This window comes from Micromonospora sp. A3M-1-15, assembly GCF_024213425.1.
Taxonomy (GTDB): domain Bacteria; phylum Actinomycetota; class Actinomycetes; order Mycobacteriales; family Micromonosporaceae; genus Micromonospora; species Micromonospora chersina.
The window spans coordinates 968,954-988,757 of the sequence record NZ_JANAVK010000003.1 but is presented as its reverse complement, the minus strand read 5'-3'; the positions used below and the strand labels follow the sequence as shown (position 1 = coordinate 988,757).

Genomic DNA, 19,804 nt, shown 5'->3' with positions numbered 1-19,804 from the left:
ATCGTGAGCGTCATCGTCATCCAGTTCGTCACCCTCGACGGGATCGTGTCCGACCCGGACGGGTCCGGGGGCACGCCCACCGGCGGCTGGGCCTTCCGGCACGGCCCGGCGACCGTCGCGGGGGACAAGTTCCGCCTCGGCGCCCTGCTCTACGACGGGGTCATGCTGCTGGGGCGTACCACCTGGGAGCTGTTCTCCCGGCTCTGGCCGGGACGCGACGACCCGTTCTCGCGGCGGATGAACGCGGTGCCCAAGCTGGTCGCCACCCGCACGCTGACCGACGTCTCGGCGTGGGCGAACTCCCGGGTCGTCGACGGCGACCTCCTCGACGCGGTCCGGCGCGAGCGACGCGATGTCATCGTGACCGGCAGCCTGAGCGTCGTCCACACGCTGATGGCCGAGGACCTGGTCGACGAGTACCGCCTGCTGACCTTCCCCACGATCCTCCGCACCGGCCGGCGGCTCTTTCCCGCCGGCGGTCCGCCCGCGTACCTGGAGTGCCGGTCGGCGGAGCAGGCGGGCGCCGCCGTCCTCGCGCGGTACGGGCGGCCGGCGCGCTGACGCCGTCGCCTTCGACGAACTGCGGGAGGACGCCCCCGGGTAGCGCCTAGGCTGGCCGGGGGAGCCGGGTGAGAGGCGGAGCGGTGGCTGCTGGCGGTCAGGACCGGTCGAGGGCGCGGCGCAACCGCCTGCTCCTGGCCGGCCTGCTCGCCGTGGTCGGCCTGATCCTGCTGCTGCTCGCCCTCACCGTCGCCAACGGCACGGTCGCCGGCGTGGAGGTCGTGCTGGCCCTGCTGCTGCTGGTCGCCAGCTACGCCATCCAGTACGCGGCCCGCCGCGACACCCTCTACCGGGACCGGACGCGGCGGTGAGCGGGCCGCGCCGGGGACCCGGCTAGGCTGGCCGGGTGGATCAGGAAGACCGGATCGCGCTGTTCCTCGACTACGAGAACCTGGCGCTGGGAGTACGGGACCATCACGGCGGCCGGGCGTTCGACCTCCGTCCCATCGCCGACGCCCTCGCCGAGCGCGGCCGGGTGGTGGTGCGCCGGGCGTACGCCGACTGGTCCTACTTCGACGAGGACCGGCGGATGCTCACCCGGTCGCACGTCGAGCTCATCGAGATCCCCCAGCGGATGGGCGCCTCGCGGAAGAACGCCGCGGACATCAAGATGGCCGTCGACGCCGTGGAGCTGGCGTTCGAGCGGGAGTACATCTCCACGTTCGTGATCGGCACCGGGGACAGCGACTTCACCCCGCTGGTGCACAAGCTCCGGGAACTGAACAAGCGCGTCATCGGAGTCGGCGTGGAGAACTCCACCTCGGCGCTGCTCCCGCCGGCCTGCGACGAGTTTCTTTTCTACGACCGCCTGGAAGGGGTCGAGGTGCCTCCGGCGGCCGGCCGCCGGGGCCGCGCGGCCCGACCGGCGGGGACCGGGGCGCCGCCGCCGGCCGAGCGACCGGCCGAGCCGCCCGTCGAGATCGCCCCGGCGGCCGAGGAGCCGGCGCGGGACGTCGACACGCTCGCCGTGCTGGTGGCCCAGACCGTGGCCGGCATGCAGGGCAGCTCCAGCGGCGAGGTCACCGCCTCCGGCCTGAAGCGCACGCTGCTCCGCAAGGACCCGACGTTCAGCGAGTCCGACTACGGCTTCCGCACCTTCGGGGAGCTGCTGCGTCACCTGGCCGGGCACAACGTCATCGAGCTGGCCGCCGGGCCCGCCAAGGGCGACCCGGAGGTGTCGCTGCCCGAGCGGGGCGACCGGGAGGTGGCCTTCGCGCTGCTGCGGTCCGTCGTGGTGGACCTGGCCGGCGAGGGCGGCGCGGCGGCGCTGTCCGGGCTGAAGGACCAGCTCCGCCGGGCGCGGCCCGACTTCAGCGAGAAGAAGCTCGGCTACCGCAGCTTCCTCCAGTTCTGCAAGGCGGCCGCCACGAGCGGCGCGGTGGAGCTGCGGTGGAGCGCGGAGGCCGAGGACTACCTGCTCACCCCGCAGACCGCCTGACGATCGAGCCGGCCCCGGCTCAGCTGCGGCGGCACTGCGGCGGGTCCACCGGCGCCCGGCAGGCGCCCGTCGGGGACGGCGAGCCGGTCGTCGTCCCGGTGGGGCTTCCGGTCGGACTCACCGTGGGGGACGGGCTCCCGGTGGGGCTCACCGCCGGCGGGGTCGTCGACGGCGCCGCCGGTGCGGGCGTCGCGGCGCCGGACGGCGCCGGGAGTACGACCTGCGCCGTGCCGACCCCGGTCGGGGTGTCCGTCACGGTTGGTCGCCCGCTGGCCGGGCGGGGAAGCGGGGTGGGTCCGCCGGCCGGCGACGGGGCCGACCCGCCGTCGCGCCCGCCCGCCGGGGCGGGGAACGGATCCGGCGTGAGGTCGCCGTCCGGTGCGCCGGCCGGGCTGCCCGTCGCGGCCGCCCGGTGCGCCGGCCCAGCTGTCGCGGGCCAGGTGCCCGCGGCCGACACGCCGAGGAGCACCGCGACGGCCACGACCCCGGCCGCGGCCAGGCGCTCCGGCCGCCGCCGTACCGCCGGGGCGTCCTCGACCCCGAGCGGCCGGCCCGGCCGAGGCCGGGCCGCGCGGTGGGCGGCCAGCAGCGCGTCGAGCCGCGCCACGACGCCGTCACGGGTCCCCGTGGCGGCGGCGTACGCCAGGGTGAGGTAGAAGCGGAAGTTCGCCGCCGCGCTCACCGGCACCCGCAGCCCGGCCGGGCGCCCGCCGCCCCCGGTGTGCAGCAGGGTGACCGGCGCGTCGGGGTGGTTCCCCGGCCCGAGCAGGTCAGCGTGGGCCCACTCGCGCCGGCCGGCACGCCCGGCGAAGGCGATCCGCCGGTCGGTCACCACGGCGGCGCCGGTGTCGACCACCCGCAGCCCGGCCGGGAGCGGGCCGCCGGCGGGGTCGAGCAACTCCGCGCTGAGCGCCGAGCCGGGCGCGGGGAGCCCGGGCAGATGCCGGGCCTCCGCCTCGACCAGCTCCGCGACCGGCAGGATCCGGTAGACCACCTCGCCGTCGTCGAGCCGCACCGGCAGCTCCGTGCCGGGCAGGGCGCACCCGTGGAACCCGGTCGCCTCGATCCGTAGCCGTTCCAGGTGCTGGTCGCGGCGGCGCCAGTCCCGCGCCGCCGCCTCGTACGCGCGCCGCCGGCGTTCGTTCTCGCGCCGCGCCCATGCAATCTGCCGTCCCAGCTCGGGGTGACGCCCGACCGGGGTGGACCGTCTCGCCGTCACACCCGGTACAACGCCCTCCACCCAGCGTGGACACGTGAGGGCGGCTATCGTCCGGGTTGGTGGCGGTACGTCCGTGCCTACAATCGGCGCATGCCCGAGATCGTCCAGTTGCTCGCCTCGCCGGTGCACCGCTACGTGGGCCGGCCGGCGGACGGCCCGGCCCCGGCGCCGCCCGGCGAACTGGTGGAGCAGGTCCGGATCCGGGCCGGGCTGGGCATCGTCGGCGACCGCTACTTCGGCCGGCCGGCGCACCGCGAGGCGAGCGTGACCCTGATCGCGCAGGAGTCGCTGCCCGCCGGCGCCGATCTCACCCAGGTCCGGCGCAACGTGCTGACCAGCGGCATCGCCGTGGACGAGATGGTCGGCCGGGTGCTCACCCTGGACTCCGGCGACGGACCGGTCAGCCTGCGGGTGCACCGGGCCGCCCCGCCCTGCGCCTGGCTGGACGTCACCATCGCGCCCGGCACCTGGAAGGCGCTGCGCGGCCGGGGCGGTGTGCGCTGCGCCCCGCTCACCGACGGCGTGCTGCGGGTCGGGCCCGTCGAGGTCACCGTCAGCTCCTGAGCGGGCCCGGGGAACTTTCCGGCCCCTCCGGCCGACCAACATGCGACCGTCCGGTCGGCGGCGAGGTGGCAGGGAGGACGCCAGGGATGAACCGAGCGAGGCCCGCGCCCGTACCGTCGATCATGACGACGGTGGACCGGCGGGCCGGTCGCGGATGAGCCCCGAGGCCGACGACGAGCAGGTGACCCGGTGGGCGCACCGGGCCGGCCGGGGCGACCAGCAGGCCGCCGCCGCGTTCGTCCGGGCCCTCCAGGGCCCGGTGTGGCGCTTCCTCGCGCACCTGGCCGGCCCCGCGGAGGCCGACGACCTGACCCAGGAGACGTTCCTGCGCGCGCTGCGCGGCCTGCCCGGTTTCGCCGGCCGGTCCGCGGCACGCACCTGGATCTTCACCATCGCCCGCCGCGTCGCCGTGGACCACGTCCGGGCCGCCACGGCGCGCCCCCGGGTGGCCGCCCTGTCCGACTGGCAGGCCGCGGCCGAGGCGGCCGGGGCGGTCACCCCCGGCGGGGACGACGCGGTCACCCTGCGCGGGCTCATCGCCGGGCTCGCCCCCGAACGGCGGGAGGCGTTCGTCGCCACCCAGGTGGTCGGCCTCTCCTACGCCGAGGCGGCCCAGGTGTGCGGCTGCCCGGTCGGCACCATCCGCTCCCGGGTGGCCCGGGCCCGCGAGGACCTGGTCGCCGCCTGGCAGGGCGACGCCCGGCCGGCCAGGGGCGGCCGCGTGGTCTGACGACGGTCCCCTGTCCGGCCGGTGGCCGGAGCCGCTCGTCAGGCGGCCCGGCGGTGACGGGCCTGCGCGGCGTACGGCGTGGGCGGCAGCAGGCGCAGCGGGGCCGGCTCCGGTGGCTCCTCCGTGCGCAGCGACCAGCGCGACCCGGCCGGGCGGCCCTGCCGGGGCGGCGTGCCACCGGGGCGCCACCGGGGCCGGGCGAGCAGCACCATCACCACCCAGCCGACCAGCAGGAAGCCGTGGCTGACCAGTCGCTGCACCGCCACCTGCCCGGTGATCAGGTCGTTCACCGACAGCAGCACCAGGGTGGCGACGAACGCGCTGAGCATCGGCAGCAGCCCGGCCGGGGCGGAGCGCCGCAGCGCCACGTAGAGGAATCCGGCGCCCACCGCCACGTTCCACGCGGCCGACTCGTGCCACAGGTGCTGGCCGGTGGCGTGCCCGTGGTCGATCACGGTCTCGCGGCCGACCTCGGCCAGGCCGAGCACGAGCTGCACCGCGCCGAGCAGCCCGAGCACCCCGCGCAGCCCGAGCGCCAGCCGCTCCCGCCACCCGGGCCGGGGCGGCGGCGCGGCGGCGAGCACCGCGTCGACGAGGTCGGGCACCTGCGGGGCGAGCTGCGTACGGGCCCGCCGGGTCACCCCGGCGGCCGCCTCGAACCAGCCCCGGCAGCCGGCGCAGCCCGCCAGGTGCGCGTCGGCCGCCTCGCTCTCCGACCGGGACGCCTCCCCGTCCAGCTGCGCCGACAGGATCTCCCGCCACTGCTCACACGCCATGTACAGGTAGTCGTCCGCACGGCCCGCCTGGTTCCCGCGGCCCGGGTCGATCCGCCGGTCAGAGCCCGAAGAAGTCCAGGTGGGCGTCGCTCTGGTGGGCCAGCATGGGGGCGCCGGGAGGCCGCGTTCGCGCGCCGCCCACCCAGCGCGGCGAGCCGGTCCGGGTCGGTGTCGGCCAGGTGCCGCCCGGCCACCTCGCACCCTGAGGCGTTGTCACCGTTCCGCTACCCCCGGCGGTCACTCTTCCGCGTTCAGGGACGGGCGGGCCGACCGTGCCGAGCGGTATGCGCGTGCGACCGTGGACGACGTGGCGGCCAGCTGCGGACGGGACGGCAACCAGACGGTCTGAATGCCGAGTTTCTCGTTCATCGCAGCGAGCTGGTACTCGTGGTGAAGGTCCGCGGCCGTACGTAGGCCGCGGACGATGACCGTGGCGCCGCGGCGCAGGCAGTAGGCGGCGGTCAGGCCGGTCCAGGTGTCCACCTCGACATTGCCCCAGGCTGCCGGCATGGCGTCGCGCACGTGTACCGCCCTGGTCGCGGCCTCGGCCGTGGGTCGCTTGTCGGCGTTCACCGCCAGCAACACGATGATCTGGTCGAACATCACCCGGGCACGGGCCACCAGATCGCGGTGCCCCGGGGTGAACGGATCGAACGTACCGGGATAGACCGCCAACGAACCGCGTACCGGCACCACTCCACGGTCCGACCTCGCCGTCACCGCGCCTCCCACCACATGGCCACGATCCTCCCAGCCCACATCTGCCGACCGAGTCCGGGCCCCGCACTCGAACGGCGATGATCTGGGATGCTTCGCCCATGCCTTCCTTCCCGCCCACCTTCGCCGACGAGGTCGTCGCGCAGCCGGCCAAGGCCCAGTTCGAGGCGTTCCTCGACGAGCACCGCGGCGCGCTCGACGGCTGCCTGGACGGGCTGACCGAGGAACAGGCGCGCCGATCGCTGGTGGCCTCCCGGACCACGCTGCTGGGCCTGGTGAAGCACGCGACCTTCGTCGAGAAGGTGTGGTTCGACGAGGCGGTCACGGGCCGGTCGCGCGCGGCGATCGGCATCCCCGCGACGTCGGAGGAGTCGTTCGTCGTCGATGACGACGACACGATCGCCACCGTCCGGCACGCGCACCGTGAAGCCTGCGACGCATCACGCCGTGCGACGTCCTCCCTGGGTCTGGACGACATCCTCCACGGGCACCGGCGGGGCCCGCTTCCGCTGCGGTGGGTGTACCTCCACGTGCTGCGCGAGCTGGCCCAGCACTGCGGGCACGCGGACATTCTCCGAGAGCAGCTCGTCAACGGCCGTCCGTCGCCAGGGGCATGAGCGGGACGTCCGTGCGCTACTCGTTGACGCCGGCGGGGTGAGCCAGGCGCTGCCCGCGACCGGGCAGGGGCACTATCGTTCTGACGTGCACATCCGTTTCGACGTACCCGCCGATCCCGCCTACCCCGGCCGCGTGGCCGCGGCGCTCAGCAGTGTCCGCCTGCGCAGGTACGGCTACATCGGCGCGGTGCTGGCGGCGGTCGGGGTGCTCGGTCTCGGCGTCTCACGGGCGTTCGCGCGGGGCGACCGGATCGTGCCGCTGTCCGTGGCGCTGGTCGTGGCCGGGCTGCTGTCGATGCTGTACGCACCCTGGGTGCGGTGGCGCGCCCGGCGGCGCTCTGGTGGCTACGCCGTCGAGGGCGCCTACGACATCACCGACGACAACATCATGATGCGCAGCGGCTCGGAGTCCGGCGGCATCGCCTGGGACGGGGTCGCCCAGGTGAAGGACACCCCGGACTTCTGGATCCTGTACGTCGGCCGGATGCCGGCGACCGTGATCCCACGCCACCTGATGTCCGCCGAGGACGCCGAGACGCTGCGCGCCTTCATGGCCGAACGTGGCCTGCTCCAGCCTCGGTGAACCGATGTGCCGGATGGCGGCGCTGAAGGATCCGCGTGGGCTTGCGGGAGCCGCCTACGCTGCGGTTGTGACGCGTCGAGCCGCCGTGGCCGCGATTTCCGCAGTGACCCTGCTCCTGCTGGGTTGGGCGGCTGGCGCGCGGACGGGAGACGAACCCGACCCGGCGCCGACCGTCGGCGCTGACGCCGCCACGACGGCCCGGGCGACCGGGTTGCTGAGGTCAGGCACGGCGTTCATCGAGCAGACGAGCTTCCGCGTCGACGCCGACATCGCGAGCCAGGTCATGACGGTGGCGCACGCCGACAACGTCAACAAGCGCGCCGACGCCACGATTTCGGCCTCCGGCCGGGTCATCGAAACCCGGATGATCGACAACGAGGTCTACCTGAGGACCGATCTGGACCTCCCGGGTGTCGGCCGCGAATGGATGAAGCTCGACCCGGCCCGGGTGCCCTCGGACTTCGCCATGAGCTTCGCCCCGGGCAGGAACGATCCCGGGGGCTCGGCGCGCCTCATCGACGCGATCGTCACCGCACGGGCGGACGGCCTGCACATCACGGGGACGATCGACCTGACCCGGGTCGGCGCCGGCAACGGGATCAACTTCCGTCCCGGCCCGGACGGCTTTCCCGACGGCGCCCGGAGCAACGCCTTCAGCGCCACGCTGGATGCCGATGGCCGACTGGTCAGCTTCTCGATCCCCGCCGCCAGCGGCATGCCGAACGCGACCCTGCGCTACAGCGACTTCGGCACGCCTGTCGACGTCGTGCGGCCGCAGGGAGCCGTCGTCGCCCCCGACGCCCTGTATCCCCAGCTCGGCCTGGGCGGCTGAGACGGGTCGCAGGCCCGCCCACGCCGGCGGACCCGCGCCCTCCTCGCCGTACCGCGCGCCGTGCTCCGCCACCGGACCCGGCACCGGATGAGCCATGCCGACCGACCCTGGTGATGAGTTGTCGCGCCCGCACCCGTCATACGTGGGACGGGACATGACGAGGCGGAAGGATGACGTGATGGGTGCGGACGCGCGGCTGGAGGAGCGGGGAGTGAGCGGACTGGGCGAGGTCGACGAGCCGGCGTTCGCCGGGCTGGTGGAGCGGCACCGGCGGGAGCTGCACGTGCACTGCTACCGGATGCTCGGGTCGTTCGAGGACGCCGAGGACACCGTGCAGGAGACGTTCCTGCGCGCCTGGCGGCGGCGGGAGACCTTCCAGGGGCGGTCGACGTTCCGGGCCTGGCTGTACCGGATCGCCACCAACGCCTGCCTGGACCTGCTCGCCAGGTGCCGCCCGGAACCGGCGACCGGCGGCGAGGTGCGGTGGCTGCAGCCCTACCCGGGCCGGCTGCTCGACGAGCTGCCCGCGGGCGACGCGGACGCGCCGGAGACCCTCGCCGTCGCCCGCGAGACCATCGAGCTGGCGTACGTGGTCGCGGTCCAGCACCTCGCGCCGCGCCCGCGGGCCGCGCTGATCCTGCGGGACGTGCTCGGCTGGCCGGCGAAGGACGTCGCGGAGCTCCTCGGGGACTCCGTCAACTCCGTGAACAGCGCGTTGCAGCGGGCCCGCGCCGGCATGCGGGAGCACCTGCCCGTTGAGCGGCAGGACTGGACCGGCGGCGACGAGGACGCCGCGACCCGCGAGCTGGTGCGCCGCTTCACCGAGGCCAGCGTCGCCACGGACATCCCGGCGCTCGCCTCGATGCTCCGCGACGACGTCCGGTGCTCGATGCCGCCCACGCCGGGCCTGCACGTCGGCCGCGACGCGGTGGTGAAGGACTGGGTCGACGACGGCTTCGAGGGCATGACGGGTCTGCGCGCCGTCCCCACCTCCGTGAACCGGCAGCCCGCCGTCGCCTTCTACCACTGGCGGGAGCGGGAGGGCGCGTACCTGCCGCTGACGATCGACGTCCTGCGGATCACCGGCGGGGCGATCACCGAGATCGTCATCTTCCACGACGACCAGTTCCCGCGGCTCGGGCTGCCGGAGCGGCTGCCGGCGGACGGCACGGAGTAGTCCGGGTGTGGACGCTCTCGCCCCGTACGCCGATCAGCGACGATGGAGGAACGACATGAACAGCACGGATGACACCGGGGTCGTCGCGGTCCGGGCATCGGGCCGGACCAGCCGCACCCACCGCTTCCGCCGGCTCGCCGTCACCGGCCTCATCGCCACGCTCGCCGCGATGGTGGCCACCACCCTCGCCGCTGCGCTCGCCCAGGCCGTCGGGGTCGACTTCGAGGTCCCCGATGGTGGCGAGACGATCCCGCTGCCCGGGTTCGCCGTGGTGACCGGCTTCTTCTCGGTCGTGGGCGTCGTCATCGCCGCCGCCCTGCTTCGCTGGAGCGCCCGCCCCGCACAGCGGTTCGTGTGGACGGCGCTGTCGCTGACCGCGATCTCGTTGGTCCCGCCCGTCGTCGCCGGGGCGGACACCGCCACCACCGGCACCCTCCTCGGGCTGCACCTCGTCGCCGCGGCGGTGATGATCCCCACCCTGACGCGAAGCCTCCGCACCCACACCGCTTGACGACCCGCCGAACCTCACGCCGCGGCCCGCCGCGTCACTCCTCGGTCAGCAGCTTCTTCTGCACCTTGCCCATGGCGTTGCGGGGCAGGGCGTCGACCAGCCGGACCTGCCGGGGCCGCTTGTGCACCGAGAGCTGCCGGGCCACGAAGTCGATCAGCTCGGCCTCCCGCAGCCCGTCGCCGACCACGTACGCGGTCACCTGCTGCCCCAGGTCCGGATGCGGCGTGCCGACCACGGCCGCCTCGCGGACCCCGGGATGGCCGAGCAACGCGTCCTCCACCTCGCCGGCCCCGATCCGGTAGCCGCCGCTCTTGATCAGGTCGGTGGCGGCCCGGCCGACGATCCGGTGCCAGCCGTCCGGCCCGACCGTCGCCACGTCGCCGGTGCGGAACCAGCCGTCCGCCGTCCGGCTGGCCGCGTCGGCGTCCGGCCGGTGCAGGTAGCCGTCGAAGAGGGTGTCGCCGCCCACCTGCAGCTCGCCCATGGCCGCCCCGTCGGCGGGCAGCGGGCCGCCCTGCTCGTCCACCACCCGGGTGCGCACCCCGGGCAGCGGCAGGCCCACCGTGCCGGGCCGCCGGGGTCCGTCCGCCCGGGCGCTCACGGTGATCAGGGTCTCGGTCATGCCGTACCGCTCGACGACCCGGTGGCCGGCCAGGTCGGCGAGCGCCGCGAAGACCGGCTCGGGCAGCGCGGCGCTGCCGGAGACCAGCAGCCGCGCCCCACGCAGCGCCCGCGCGGCGTCCGGGTCCGCGGCGATCCGCGACCAGATCGTGGGTACGCCGAAGTAGAGCGAGCCGGCGGCCGCCGCGTACCGCTCGGGGCGGGGCCGGCCGACGTGGTGCAGCCGGCTGCCGAGGCGCAGCGGGCCGAGCACGCCGAGCACCAGCCCGTGCACGTGGAACAGCGGCAGCCCGTGCACGAGCCGGTCGTCGGGCGTCCACGCCCAGGCGTCGGCGAGCCCGTCCAGGCAGGCGGCGACGGCGCGACGGGACAGCACGGCGCCCTTCGGGGCGCCCGTGGTGCCGCTGGTGTAGAGGATCAGCGCGGTGGCCGCCGGGTCGGGCTCGGGGTGCCGGGTGTCCGACCGCCGGGTCAGGTCGACCGGCACGGCCGGGGGAGTGGCGGGTGAACCGACGGACCCGGCGCCGGCGGGCACCAGCAGCACCTCGGCGCCCGAGTCGCGCAGGATGTGGTCGCGTTCGACCGGCCCGGCGTCCGGCGGCACCGGGACGACGGCGGCGCCGGCCAGCAGCCCGCCCACGACGGCGACCACCGTCTCCAGGCTCGGGGCGGCCGGCACGGCCACCCGCCGGACACCGCGCAGCTCGTCGGCGACGGCTGCGGCCGTCCGGCGCAGCTCCACCCAGGACACCGACCGGTCGTCGACGCGGACCGCCTCCGGGCGCTCGTCGGTGGACTCGGACAGCCAGCTCAGCAGCGGCACGGTGCGGGCCCCTCTCCGGTCGCGTCGGCGGCGCGCCACCGCCCCGCCCCCCCCGGTACGGTCGTGGCGGCCCGGCGCCGGTGCCGGACGACCTGACCGTAGCGGGGGCGCCCCGAGCGGGCCACCCTGCCGGGTGATGTGCCGATGCCGGGCGGCGGCCGGTGTGCCATCGTTGGCCGGTCCGGGCCGCCGTGGTACGCGCCCGAGAGGGAGGGGAGCGCCCGTGGGGGAGGGTTCGTCCGGGCCGCTGCGCGGCGTCCTCGTCGCGGACTTCTCCCGGATCCTGGCCGGGCCGTACGCGACCATGCTCCTGGCCGACCTGGGCGCCGACGTGGTGAAGGTGGAGGCGCCGGGGGGCGACGACACGCGGACCTGGCAGCCCCCGGTCCGCGACGGGGTCTCGACCTACTATCTCGGCGTCAACCGCAACAAGCGCTCTCTGGTCCTCGACCTCGCCGATCCCGGGGACGCGGTGCTGGCCCGCCGGCTTGCCGCCCGGGCCGACGTCATGATCCAGAACTTCCGGCCCGGCGCGCTGCGCCGCTTCGGCCTCGACCACGACACGGTCACCGCCGCCAACCCGCGGCTGGTGTACGCGTCAATCAGCGGGTTCGGCGCGGGCGGCGGCGCGGACCTGCCCGGGTACGACCTCATGGTGCAGGCGGCGTCCGGGCTGATGAGCCTGACCGGGGAGGCCGACGGCCCGCCGTACAAGGCGGGGGTGGCGGTCTTCGACGTGATCGCCGGGCTGCACGCGGCGGTCGGGATCCTGGCCGCGCTGCACCACCGGGCGGCCACCGGCGTCGGGCAGCACGTCGAGGTGGACCTGCTCTCCTCGGCCCTGTCCGGGCTGGTCAACCACGCCAGCGCCCACGTTGCCGGGGGAGTGGTGCCGCACCGGATGGGCAACGCCCACCCGAGCATCGTGCCGTACGAGCCGCTGCCCACCGCCGACGGCGAGCTGGTGGTGATCGCCGGCAACGACGGCCAGTTCCGGACGCTGTGCCAGGTCCTCGGCCTGCCCGCCCTGCCCGACGACCCGCGGTTCCGGCGCAACCAGGACCGCACGGCGCACCGCGACGCGCTGCGGCCGCTGCTGGTGGCCGCCCTGGCCGGCCGGACCAGCGCCGAGTGGTTCGGCGAGCTGCGCGCGGCGGGCGTGCCGTGCAGCCCCATCAACACGGTCGCCGACGGGCTGGCCCTGGCCGACGGGCTCGGGCTGGACCCGGTGGCCACCGTCGACGGCGTGCCGGGGGTGCGCCACCCGATCGGCCTGTCGGCCACCCCGCCCCGCTACGACCTGCCGCCGCCCGGGCTGGACGAGCACGGCGCGGAACTGCGCGCCTGGCTGGCCGAGTGAGCGGTCAGCCGTCGCGGCCAACGGTTGTCCGTCGCGAAGGTGACTGAGCCGGTGTGCCCCGGGGGACTAACCTCCGCCCATGGAAGCCCTCTTCCGCTTCGCCCAGGTCAGGCAACCGCTCCGGACGGACGCTCCCGAGGCGGTCGACCTGAGTGCCGACACCGAGCTGCAACGGCGCCTTGTCGCGGTCGCCGCCGAACCGGACTCCCTCGCCCGGATGAAGCGCCTGGCGGAGGAGTTCGCGGCCGGTCCGCACTACGTCACCGGCGAGGAGACGACGGGCGTCGTCGGCGCGACGCGCGCCGTGAGCGAGGCGCTCGCCCGGTCGGAGCCGGATCTCGACCTGGCGGATCTGCTGGGCCGCCCGGTCGCCGACTTCCTGGCGGACCCGGAGACCACGGCGGGCATCGCCGACATCAAGGACAGCATCCTGGTCATCAAGCTGCTGCCCGCCGAACACCGCCGCCCGATCGCCCGTCTCGTCGACGCGCTGCGCGTGCACGACTACATCGCCTCCGGCGAGGAGCGCCTGTTACGCACCGTACGCCTGCCGGAGTGGTTCGGACGCCGGCCCCGACCGGCGTCGTCGCCCGGCGACCCGGGCGCGATCAAGGACCGGTTGACGGAGCTGGCGGTCCGGCACGAGGCCGTCGACGCGGCGATCGCCGAGCTCGCGGCCGTGCCCGCGACCGGCTTCCGGCGCACCTCCCAGCGGGAGTACCCGCAGGTGCTGCCGCCGGACAACCTGCGGCCGCAGGCGCTCTTCGAGCGGGACCTGGCGATCCGCCGCAAGGAACTCGAGCTGCCGCTGCGGCTGGCGGAGCTGCCGTCGCCGGAACCCGGCATCCCGGTGCAGCCCGGCACCCGGATCGCGGTCAGTGGACGGGCGGGGTTCCTGCCGATGACGGAGCAGGTCGGGGTGCGGCTGGACCCGGCCGCCGTCGACCGGCTCGGCGGTGGCACCAGGGGAACCCTCCGAGATCTCGGGATCGATCCCGCCGACCACCTGCCCGACGTCGTCAGCGCTCTGCTGCGTGAGCGACGTGCGTTGCACGAGTCGGCGCAGGGCCTGGTGCGGTCGCTGTTGCCCCGCGCCAGCTGGTGGCGACGCGGCGACGTCGTGGTCTCCCGCGCCAACGGCCTGCTCGCGGATGTTCACCGCCGCACCCCGAGGGGCCTGCTCGACCTCTTCGAGCACGCGGAGAGCCCGCCCGCGCCGGAGGTCGTCCCGCACACCCACGCCGACCTGGGACCCGCCGGCGTCATGGACCTGTACGTCGTGCGCCAGCAGCTCAAGGGCTACGTACGCGACGAGATCGCGTACGTCGAGAACGTGATGCGCAGCGAGTCGCGGGACCGGATCCGGCGCACCCGGACGGAGACGGAGAGCATCTTCGTCCAGGAGCGGGAGCGGGAGAACGAGCAGAGCAGTTCCCTGACGACGACCGACCGCTTCGAGTTGCAGCGCGAGACACAGTCCCTGCTGCAGGAGCGCTCCGACGTCAAAGGTTCCCTCACGGTCTCCGGCAGCTACGGGCCGACCGTCGACTTCCAGGCCAGCGCCGAGGCCGCGTGGACGCGGAACACGGAGGAGAGCGAGTCCTCGGCGAGCACCATGGCCCGCGAGGTGACCCAGACCGCCGCGGAGCGGACCGCCGAGCGCATCCTCACCCGGGAGACCCGCCGCACCACCACCGAGGTGGAGGAGACCGACCAGCACACGTTCGACAACACGCTCGGCACCGAGCACGTGGTCGGCGTGTACCAGTGGCTGACCAAGATCTACGAGGCTCAGGTCTACAACTACGGCAGGCGGACGCTGTACGACGTGCTGGTGCCCGAGCCGGGAGCGCAGCTCATCGAGGCGTTCCGCCGCAGCCGGGCCGAGGTCGTCGAGATCGTCGAGCCGGTGCCGTTCTCGGTGCGCCCCGAGGAGCTGCATCCCGACACCTACCAGACCTTCGTGACGCTGTACGGGGCAACCGGCATCAAGCCGCCGCCGCAGCCGTTCGCCACCGAGGCGTACGACTTCCACACCGGTGGGGAGGAGTCGACCCAGGAGTTCACGGACTCGACCAGGGTGAAGGTGCCCGACGGGTACCGGGCGGTGCAGGCGTCGGTCGGCGTCGTCACCACCATCTGGGACGGCTGGAGCGTCGACGTGGTCGTGGGCCGGCGCGCACACCGGTTCGGCGAGGGAGCCCCGTGGGTCTGGATCACGGACCTGGACGGCGAGACCGACGCCGTCCCGTTCGCGCTGACCACCGACAAGGTCGGGCACATCGCCTGCGCCGTCGAGGTCACCTGCGCCGCGACGCCCCGCGCGATGGCCGTGTGGCAGCACGAGACCCATGCCCAGCTCGTGGAGGCCTACCGCTCGCGGCTCTCCGAGTACGAGGCGAAGCTGGCCACCGTGGAGGCGACGGCGCCGCCGGTGATCGTGAGCCGGGAGGCGTACCGCAACCGGGCCACGATGGTCGACGAGCTCAAGCGCATGTGCGTCACGCTCCTGACCGAACAGCACTTCGAGCTGTTCGACGCCACGACGGCGGGCCCGGACGGGCTGCCCAGGATCCGGTTCGACCAGGTCGGCCTGGAGGGCGCCTACGTGCGCTTCTTCGAGCAGGCCTTCGAGTGGGAGAACATGTCCTGGGTGTGCTACCCGTACTTCTGGGCACGGCGGTCGAGCTGGCTGGAACGCCTCGACATCCGCGACGGCGACCTGGAGTTCGAGGACTTCCTCAAGGCGGGCTACGCGCGGCTCGTGCTGCCGGTCCGGCCCGGATTCGAGTCCGCCGTGGATCACTTCCGCAAGACCGGCGACCCGTGGGAGGGCGGCCCGCTCCCGACGGTCAGCGACGACACCTACCTGCCGATCGCGGACGAGATCGCGGAACGGCTGGGAATGCCCGGCACGGAGGTTCCCGTCGGAGAGCCGTGGGAGGTGCGGGTGCCCACGAGCCTCCTGCACCTGCGCACGGCGGAGGGGCTGCCGCGCTGGACGAGACAGGCGGACGGGCACTGGGTGCCCGACGAGGGGCCGTGAGGTGCTCCGCGACGGCGCCACCTACCCGTCGATGCCCTCGCTGGCCGGCGCGCTCGCGTTCACCGGCCGGTTGATCCCGGCCGACGGTCTCGCCCGCGTCACCGTCACGGACACCTCGCTGAAGGTCTCCTGGACCTGGACCATCCGCGCGGGGCGGGCGAGCGCGAAGCGGTGGAAGGAGCTGGGCATCCCGCCGGTCGTGTGGCACTGGGCGCCGCCGTCCGGCGGCCCGGCGACGGTGGCGTTTCCCCAGTCACCAGAGTTCCGGCGACCGGTCCTGCTGATGGCGCTGGCGCGGGACGTCACCGTGGAGGTACGCCGGGACCGGCAGTCCTTCACGGCGTTCCGTGTCGAGCGGCCCCGGTCGCCGTTCACCGCCGTCACCACCTCACCCGGGCCCGCCTGCCAGTGCCACCCGTCGCATCACCAGCGCAGGCCCATGTCCGACCTGCGCCACGAGGTCCTCGATCCCGACGCCATGCTGTGCGACCTCACGCCCCACGTCACGGTCTTCCGGAACCAGGACCCCCGGGTGACGCCGTCGTTCGGCCACCCGCAGTCGATCCTCGCGGCCATGGGCACTCCGTACGTGCTCGTCTCGGGAACCGAGGAGCCCGTCCCGATCGAGGCGGACGACCTCGGCAGGATCGCCGACCGGATGGCGGGGAGCCTCGGCTACGTCTCGAAGCGCATTCTGCCGCCCGGGTTGCTGATCGTGCCGCAGCCCACCGGCGTGGTGATCCAGTCCTGGGAGGGCCGCTTCCAGGTGCAGGTCACGATCAAGGACCCGGACAAGCCGGCCGCGTACGCCTACTCGGCTCGCTGCCAGGGTTCGGTCAGTCTCATCGTCATCCAACACGACGACAACGTCACCGTGACCGCCCAGGCCGGGCCGAACGCGGTGGCGCGAGCGACGTTCATCTACGCCCGCAAGGTGCCACACGACGCGGTTCCGCGGCAGGGCGCGCACCTCGACCTCGACCCGAAGACCTACCATCGCCACGAGCTGCCCGACCGGACCGGGTTCCTGTCGGTGCTCCAGCTGATGATCGAGGTGCCGCTCAGCTTCGTCCCCGTCATCGGTGACCTCTACGAGCTCGGTCAGCTCGCGTTCATGATGGCGACCGGGCGGGACTTCTGGGGCACCCGCGTCACCTCCAACGAGATCATCCTGTACGGGACCCTGTCGGCCGTGTCCGTCGGCGCGACGGCCTACGTTCGCATGGGCAGGAGTTCGGCCCGGCTCAGCCAGGAACTCGCCCGCATCGAAGGGCTCACGACCGACCTGCGCCGGATGGTGGACGACGTCGACGGTCCGGCGCGGCCCGGTTCGCTCCTCAAACGGCTCAAGAGCCTGCCGGAGCCCCAGCAGGAGAAGCTCGTCAAGATGCTGGAGGCCGCCGCCGCGAACCCTCGCGCGGCGGCGGCGACCCTGGCCAAGGGCGTCCAGGACGTGCTGCAGGAGACGAAGCAGGCCTCGAAGCAGGCCGAGGACCTCCTCGACCTGGACGTGCACGCCCTGTTCACCGAGGACATGGCCTCGTTCGCCAACTCGATGCTGCGCTGGGAGTACGACGACTATCTCGTCCGGGTCGCGCGCATCAGCAAGGACCCGAAGGCGCCGCTGGACTGGTTGCTCGCGACGAAACGTGAGTGGGTCCACGCCTACCTCACGGCGCACCTGGGCGACGACTACCGCACCGTCGTCAAGGCGGCCCACGGCAGGCTGCCGAACCAGGTGACGCTCACGCCGGCGATGCTGGGCCACTACGACAAGGTGGCCAGGATGGGCATCAACCAGTACAACACGATGCAGAATCAGGTCCGCAAGGTGTCCGGCTTCGGGTACCTCTTCGAGCTGGATCACATCATCGAGCAGCGGTTCATCCGGCGGCTCCGCGAGTGGACCGAGGCCGTGCCGGAATACCTGGCCTTCCAGGCGTTCCTGGTGCCCAAGAACGCCGCCGTCGCCGCCCAGATGATCCGCGTCGACCCGTCCTCGCACGTGATCCGCTACGTCCACCAGGCGAAGACCGACATCATGCGGACCCTCATCCCGCACGGGTCCGAGAGCCTCTTCTCCGTGCAGCAGATCGCGGACGCGACCCTGTTCACGCTGAAGTCGCTGGACGCGCACACCTACGTGAAGACGATCAGCGTGCTGGAGGAGGACTTCCGCTTCCTGGCGGAGGCCCTCGGCCAGAAGATGCCCCGGCTGCGGCCCTGGGACGAACTCACCGAGGACCTCTTCACCGCCGCCAACGGCTGGCCGCAGGCCAGGTAGACCGGCGGGTCAGTCCACGATGCCGGTCACCTGCTGCGCCAGCAGGTCGTCGACCAGCCCGGTGGCGGTCTCCGCCGCGGCGGCGGCGTCCGTGCGCCCGGCGCTGCCGTACAGGCCCTCCACGATCAGCCAGATCCGGTCGGCGAGCCGGCCCGGGTCGGCCACGTCCAGCCGGGCCACTAGGGCGTCGATCTCCGCCCGGGTGTCGCGCAGGTAGTCCCGGGCCACCCGGGCGGGCTCGCCCGCATCGCCGGGGAACTCGGCGAGGTAGAGGCGGAACGCACAGCCGCGGAAGGCCGGGGCGGTGGCGGTCGCGGCGATCTCCGCGACCAGCGCCCGAAGGCGCGTCGCCGGGTCGTCGGCCATCCCCTCGGCGGCCGCGAGGCCGGCCCGCTCGCGCTCCCGCCGGCACGCCCGCAGGTACGCGGCGACCAGGTCGTCCTTGCTCGGGAAGTGGGTGTAGAGCAGGTTCTTGCCGCAGCCGGCGGCGTCGATGACCTGGTTAATTCCGACGGCCCGGACGCCGTGCCGGTAGAACAGTTCGCCGGCGGCGCGCAGGATGCGTTCCCGGCTTCCCGGTGCGGCGGTGCGGGCCATAGATCCTCCTTCGCTGTGCTGTGGCGAGAATAACGGACCGATCGGTCCGGCGGCGATTGACCGCGTGCCGGCGGGTGTCGCAGTATCGGACCACTCGGTCCCGGACCGATCGGTCCGCCAAAGAATGTCGTAGGAGGCAGCGATGCGCGACGCGGTCATCGTCGAGGCGGTACGGACCCCGTTGGGTCGGGCGAAGCGGGGCGGGGCGTACCTCGACGTCCACCCCGTGGACCTGCACGCGCACGCGCTGCGCAGCCTGGTCGCCCGGGTGCCCGGGCTGGACCCCGTGGAGATCGACGACGTGGTCGGCGGCGCCGTCGCCCAGGTCGGCGAGCAGAGCACCAACACCACCCGGCTCGCCGCACTCGCGGCCGGCTTCCCCGAGTCGGTGCCCGGGGTGACCGTGGACCGGCAGTGCGGCAGCAGCCAGCAGGCGCTCAGCTTCGCCGCCCAGGGCCTGGTCGCCGGGGCGTACGACATCGTGGTGGCCTCGGGCGTCGAGTCGATGAGCCGGGTGCCGATCGGCAGCGCCGCCCTGGTCGACGGCGTCCGCGCCGACGTCGCCGGGCTCACCGTCGCCGCGCGCTACCCCGGCGGGCTCGTCCCGCAGGGCGTCGCCGCCGAGCTGATCGCCCGCAAGTGGGGCCTGTCCCGCACCCGGCTCGACGAGTACGCCGCCACCAGCCACCAGCGGGCCGCCGAGGCGTGGCGGCAGGGACGGTTCGCCGGGCAGGTGGCCCCGCTGCCGGGCGTCGACCTCGCCATGGACGAGACCATCCGGCCCGGCACCACCGTGGCCCGCCTCGCCGAACTTCCGCCGGCCTTCGCCGCCGAGCACTGGACCGCCCGCTTCGGCGAGCTGGACTGGAAGATCACCGCGGGCAACTCCAGCCCGCTCAACGACGGCGCGGCGGCGCTGCTGCTCACCACCGGCGAAACCGCCCGCCGGCGCGGCTGGCGGCCCCGGGCCCGGATCCACACCGCCACGGCCGTCGGCGACGACCCGATCATGATGCTCACCGGCATCATCCCGGCCACCGCCAAGGTGCTCGCCCGGGCCGGCCTCACCATCGGCGACATCGACGCGTTCGAGGTCAACGAGGCGTTCTCCTCGGTCGTGCTGGCCTGGCTGGACGAGACCGGCGCGGACCCGGCGAGGGTGAACGTCGACGGCGGCGCCATCGCCATCGGCCACCCGCTCGGGGCCAGCGGCGCCCGGCTCACCACCACCCTGCTGCACGTCCTCGAACGCATCGGCGGCCGCTACGGCCTCCAGACCATGTGCGAGGCCGGCGGCACCGCCAACGCCACGATCATCGAACGCCTCGACGGCTGACCCGGCCGAGCG

The 19,804-nt window shown here is 74.1% G+C and carries 19 protein-coding genes; 14 read left to right on the top strand and 5 right to left on the bottom strand.

Annotated elements, in window-relative coordinates:
- The first annotated feature begins 3 nt into the window (after window positions 1-3).
- The 3 genes from NLX85_RS19805 (at window position 4) to NLX85_RS33285 (ending at window position 1,999) form a co-directional block, all read left to right on the top strand.
- On the top strand, window positions 4-561 hold the full coding sequence (locus NLX85_RS19805; RefSeq protein ID WP_254337222.1) for a dihydrofolate reductase family protein: 558 nt from the start codon (window positions 4-6) through the stop codon (window positions 559-561).
- Window positions 562-644: 83 nt separating this feature from the next.
- The gene (locus NLX85_RS19800; protein WP_254337220.1) at window positions 645-872 is read left to right on the top strand and encodes a hypothetical protein; all 228 of its coding nucleotides are present in this window, start codon (window positions 645-647) and stop codon (window positions 870-872) included.
- A 35-nt stretch (window positions 873-907) separates the two neighbouring features.
- The gene (locus NLX85_RS33285) at window positions 908-1,999 is read left to right on the top strand and encodes an NYN domain-containing protein (RefSeq protein WP_308210763.1); all 1,092 of its coding nucleotides are present in this window, start codon (window positions 908-910) and stop codon (window positions 1,997-1,999) included.
- 19 nt (window positions 2,000-2,018) lie between these two features.
- Here the strand turns inward: NLX85_RS33285 and NLX85_RS19785 are convergent, their stop codons facing one another.
- Window positions 2,019-3,218 (bottom strand): hypothetical protein, encoded by a 1,200-nt coding sequence (locus tag NLX85_RS19785; protein ID WP_254337218.1) that lies wholly within the window; start codon window positions 3,216-3,218, stop codon window positions 2,019-2,021.
- A gap of 90 nt (window positions 3,219-3,308) precedes the next feature.
- Here NLX85_RS19785 and NLX85_RS19780 point away from each other — a divergent pair, with 90 nt between their 5' ends.
- Together NLX85_RS19780 and NLX85_RS19775 are read left to right on the top strand one after the other, a co-directional pair.
- Complete coding sequence (locus tag NLX85_RS19780) at window positions 3,309-3,782, top strand: molybdenum cofactor biosysynthesis protein (RefSeq protein ID WP_254337216.1); 474 nt, start codon at window positions 3,309-3,311, stop codon at window positions 3,780-3,782.
- Between the two features lie 154 nt (window positions 3,783-3,936).
- Window positions 3,937-4,512: a sigma-70 family RNA polymerase sigma factor gene (locus NLX85_RS19775; protein WP_254337214.1), complete on the top strand. Its 576-nt coding sequence runs from the start codon at window positions 3,937-3,939 to the stop codon at window positions 4,510-4,512.
- Window positions 4,513-4,550: 38 nt separating this feature from the next.
- Here the strand turns inward: NLX85_RS19775 and NLX85_RS19770 are convergent, their stop codons facing one another.
- On the bottom strand, window positions 4,551-5,288 hold the full coding sequence (locus NLX85_RS19770; protein ID WP_254337212.1) for a zf-HC2 domain-containing protein: 738 nt from the start codon (window positions 5,286-5,288) through the stop codon (window positions 4,551-4,553).
- Between the two features lie 237 nt (window positions 5,289-5,525).
- Window positions 5,526-5,981, bottom strand: coding sequence for a pantetheine-phosphate adenylyltransferase (coaD, locus tag NLX85_RS19765; protein ID WP_254337210.1), 456 nt, complete (start codon window positions 5,979-5,981; stop codon window positions 5,526-5,528).
- 104 nt (window positions 5,982-6,085) lie between these two features.
- Between coaD and NLX85_RS19760 the strand changes: the two genes are divergently transcribed.
- From NLX85_RS19760 to NLX85_RS19740, 5 genes are all read left to right on the top strand, one after another.
- Window positions 6,086-6,622, top strand: a complete 537-nt coding sequence (locus NLX85_RS19760; RefSeq protein ID WP_254337208.1) for a DinB family protein — start codon at window positions 6,086-6,088, stop codon at window positions 6,620-6,622.
- An 85-nt stretch (window positions 6,623-6,707) separates the two neighbouring features.
- A complete protein-coding gene (locus NLX85_RS19755) occupies window positions 6,708-7,205 on the top strand; it encodes a YcxB family protein (RefSeq protein WP_254337206.1) in 498 nt (165 codons plus the stop codon).
- Between the two features lie 13 nt (window positions 7,206-7,218).
- Window positions 7,219-8,037, top strand: a complete 819-nt coding sequence (locus NLX85_RS19750; RefSeq protein WP_254337204.1) for a hypothetical protein — start codon at window positions 7,219-7,221, stop codon at window positions 8,035-8,037.
- A 175-nt stretch (window positions 8,038-8,212) separates the two neighbouring features.
- On the top strand, window positions 8,213-9,214 hold the full coding sequence (locus tag NLX85_RS19745) for an RNA polymerase subunit sigma-70 (protein ID WP_374628121.1): 1,002 nt from the start codon (window positions 8,213-8,215) through the stop codon (window positions 9,212-9,214).
- A gap of 55 nt (window positions 9,215-9,269) precedes the next feature.
- Window positions 9,270-9,725: a DUF6069 family protein gene (locus tag NLX85_RS19740; RefSeq protein WP_254337200.1), complete on the top strand. Its 456-nt coding sequence runs from the start codon at window positions 9,270-9,272 to the stop codon at window positions 9,723-9,725.
- Between the two features lie 34 nt (window positions 9,726-9,759).
- Here NLX85_RS19740 and NLX85_RS19735 read toward each other — a convergent pair whose 3' ends face one another.
- A complete protein-coding gene (locus NLX85_RS19735; RefSeq protein WP_254337198.1) occupies window positions 9,760-11,169 on the bottom strand; it encodes an acyl-CoA synthetase in 1,410 nt (469 codons plus the stop codon).
- Between the two features lie 223 nt (window positions 11,170-11,392).
- Between NLX85_RS19735 and NLX85_RS19730 the strand changes: the two genes are divergently transcribed.
- The 3 genes from NLX85_RS19730 to NLX85_RS19720 all read left to right on the top strand — a co-directional run bounded on the left by NLX85_RS19730 (window position 11,393) and on the right by NLX85_RS19720 (window position 17,859).
- Window positions 11,393-12,529 carry a CaiB/BaiF CoA-transferase family protein gene (locus NLX85_RS19730; RefSeq protein WP_254337196.1) on the top strand — a complete coding sequence of 379 codons (1,137 nt, stop codon included), beginning with the start codon at window positions 11,393-11,395 and terminating at the stop codon, window positions 12,527-12,529.
- Between the two features lie 79 nt (window positions 12,530-12,608).
- Entirely contained in the window at window positions 12,609-15,575 is a 2,967-nt protein-coding gene (locus NLX85_RS19725; RefSeq protein WP_254337195.1) for a hypothetical protein, read from the top strand.
- Window position 15,576: 1 nt separating this feature from the next.
- Window positions 15,577-17,859: a hypothetical protein gene (locus tag NLX85_RS19720; RefSeq protein ID WP_254337193.1), complete on the top strand. Its 2,283-nt coding sequence runs from the start codon at window positions 15,577-15,579 to the stop codon at window positions 17,857-17,859.
- Window positions 17,860-17,868: 9 nt separating this feature from the next.
- On the opposite strand, the gene NLX85_RS19715 is transcribed toward NLX85_RS19720, so the two are convergent.
- Window positions 17,869-18,456: a TetR/AcrR family transcriptional regulator gene (locus tag NLX85_RS19715; protein ID WP_254337191.1), complete on the bottom strand. Its 588-nt coding sequence runs from the start codon at window positions 18,454-18,456 to the stop codon at window positions 17,869-17,871.
- A gap of 142 nt (window positions 18,457-18,598) precedes the next feature.
- On the opposite strand from NLX85_RS19715, the gene NLX85_RS19710 reads away from it, so the two are divergent.
- A complete protein-coding gene (locus tag NLX85_RS19710; RefSeq protein WP_254337190.1) occupies window positions 18,599-19,792 on the top strand; it encodes a thiolase family protein in 1,194 nt (397 codons plus the stop codon).
- Window positions 19,793-19,804: the final 12 nt, after the last annotated feature.

Coding starts and splice junctions, on each gene's coding strand:
- NLX85_RS19780 (WP_254337216.1), top strand. CDS start 3,309: ATGCCCGAGATCGTCCAGTTGCTCGCCTCGCCGGTGCACCGCTACGTG.
- NLX85_RS19775 (WP_254337214.1), top strand. CDS start 3,937: ATGAGCCCCGAGGCCGACGACGAGCAGGTGACCCGGTGGGCGCACCGG.
- NLX85_RS19770 (WP_254337212.1), bottom strand. CDS start 5,288: ATGGCGTGTGAGCAGTGGCGGGAGATCCTGTCGGCGCAGCTGGACGGG.
- NLX85_RS19760 (WP_254337208.1), top strand. CDS start 6,086: ATGATCTGGGATGCTTCGCCCATGCCTTCCTTCCCGCCCACCTTCGCC.
- NLX85_RS19750 (WP_254337204.1), top strand. CDS start 7,219: ATGGCGGCGCTGAAGGATCCGCGTGGGCTTGCGGGAGCCGCCTACGCT.
- NLX85_RS19740 (WP_254337200.1), top strand. CDS start 9,270: ATGAACAGCACGGATGACACCGGGGTCGTCGCGGTCCGGGCATCGGGC.
- NLX85_RS19725 (WP_254337195.1), top strand. CDS start 12,609: ATGGAAGCCCTCTTCCGCTTCGCCCAGGTCAGGCAACCGCTCCGGACG.
- NLX85_RS19715 (WP_254337191.1), bottom strand. CDS start 18,456: ATGGCCCGCACCGCCGCACCGGGAAGCCGGGAACGCATCCTGCGCGCC.
- NLX85_RS19710 (WP_254337190.1), top strand. CDS start 18,599: ATGCGCGACGCGGTCATCGTCGAGGCGGTACGGACCCCGTTGGGTCGG.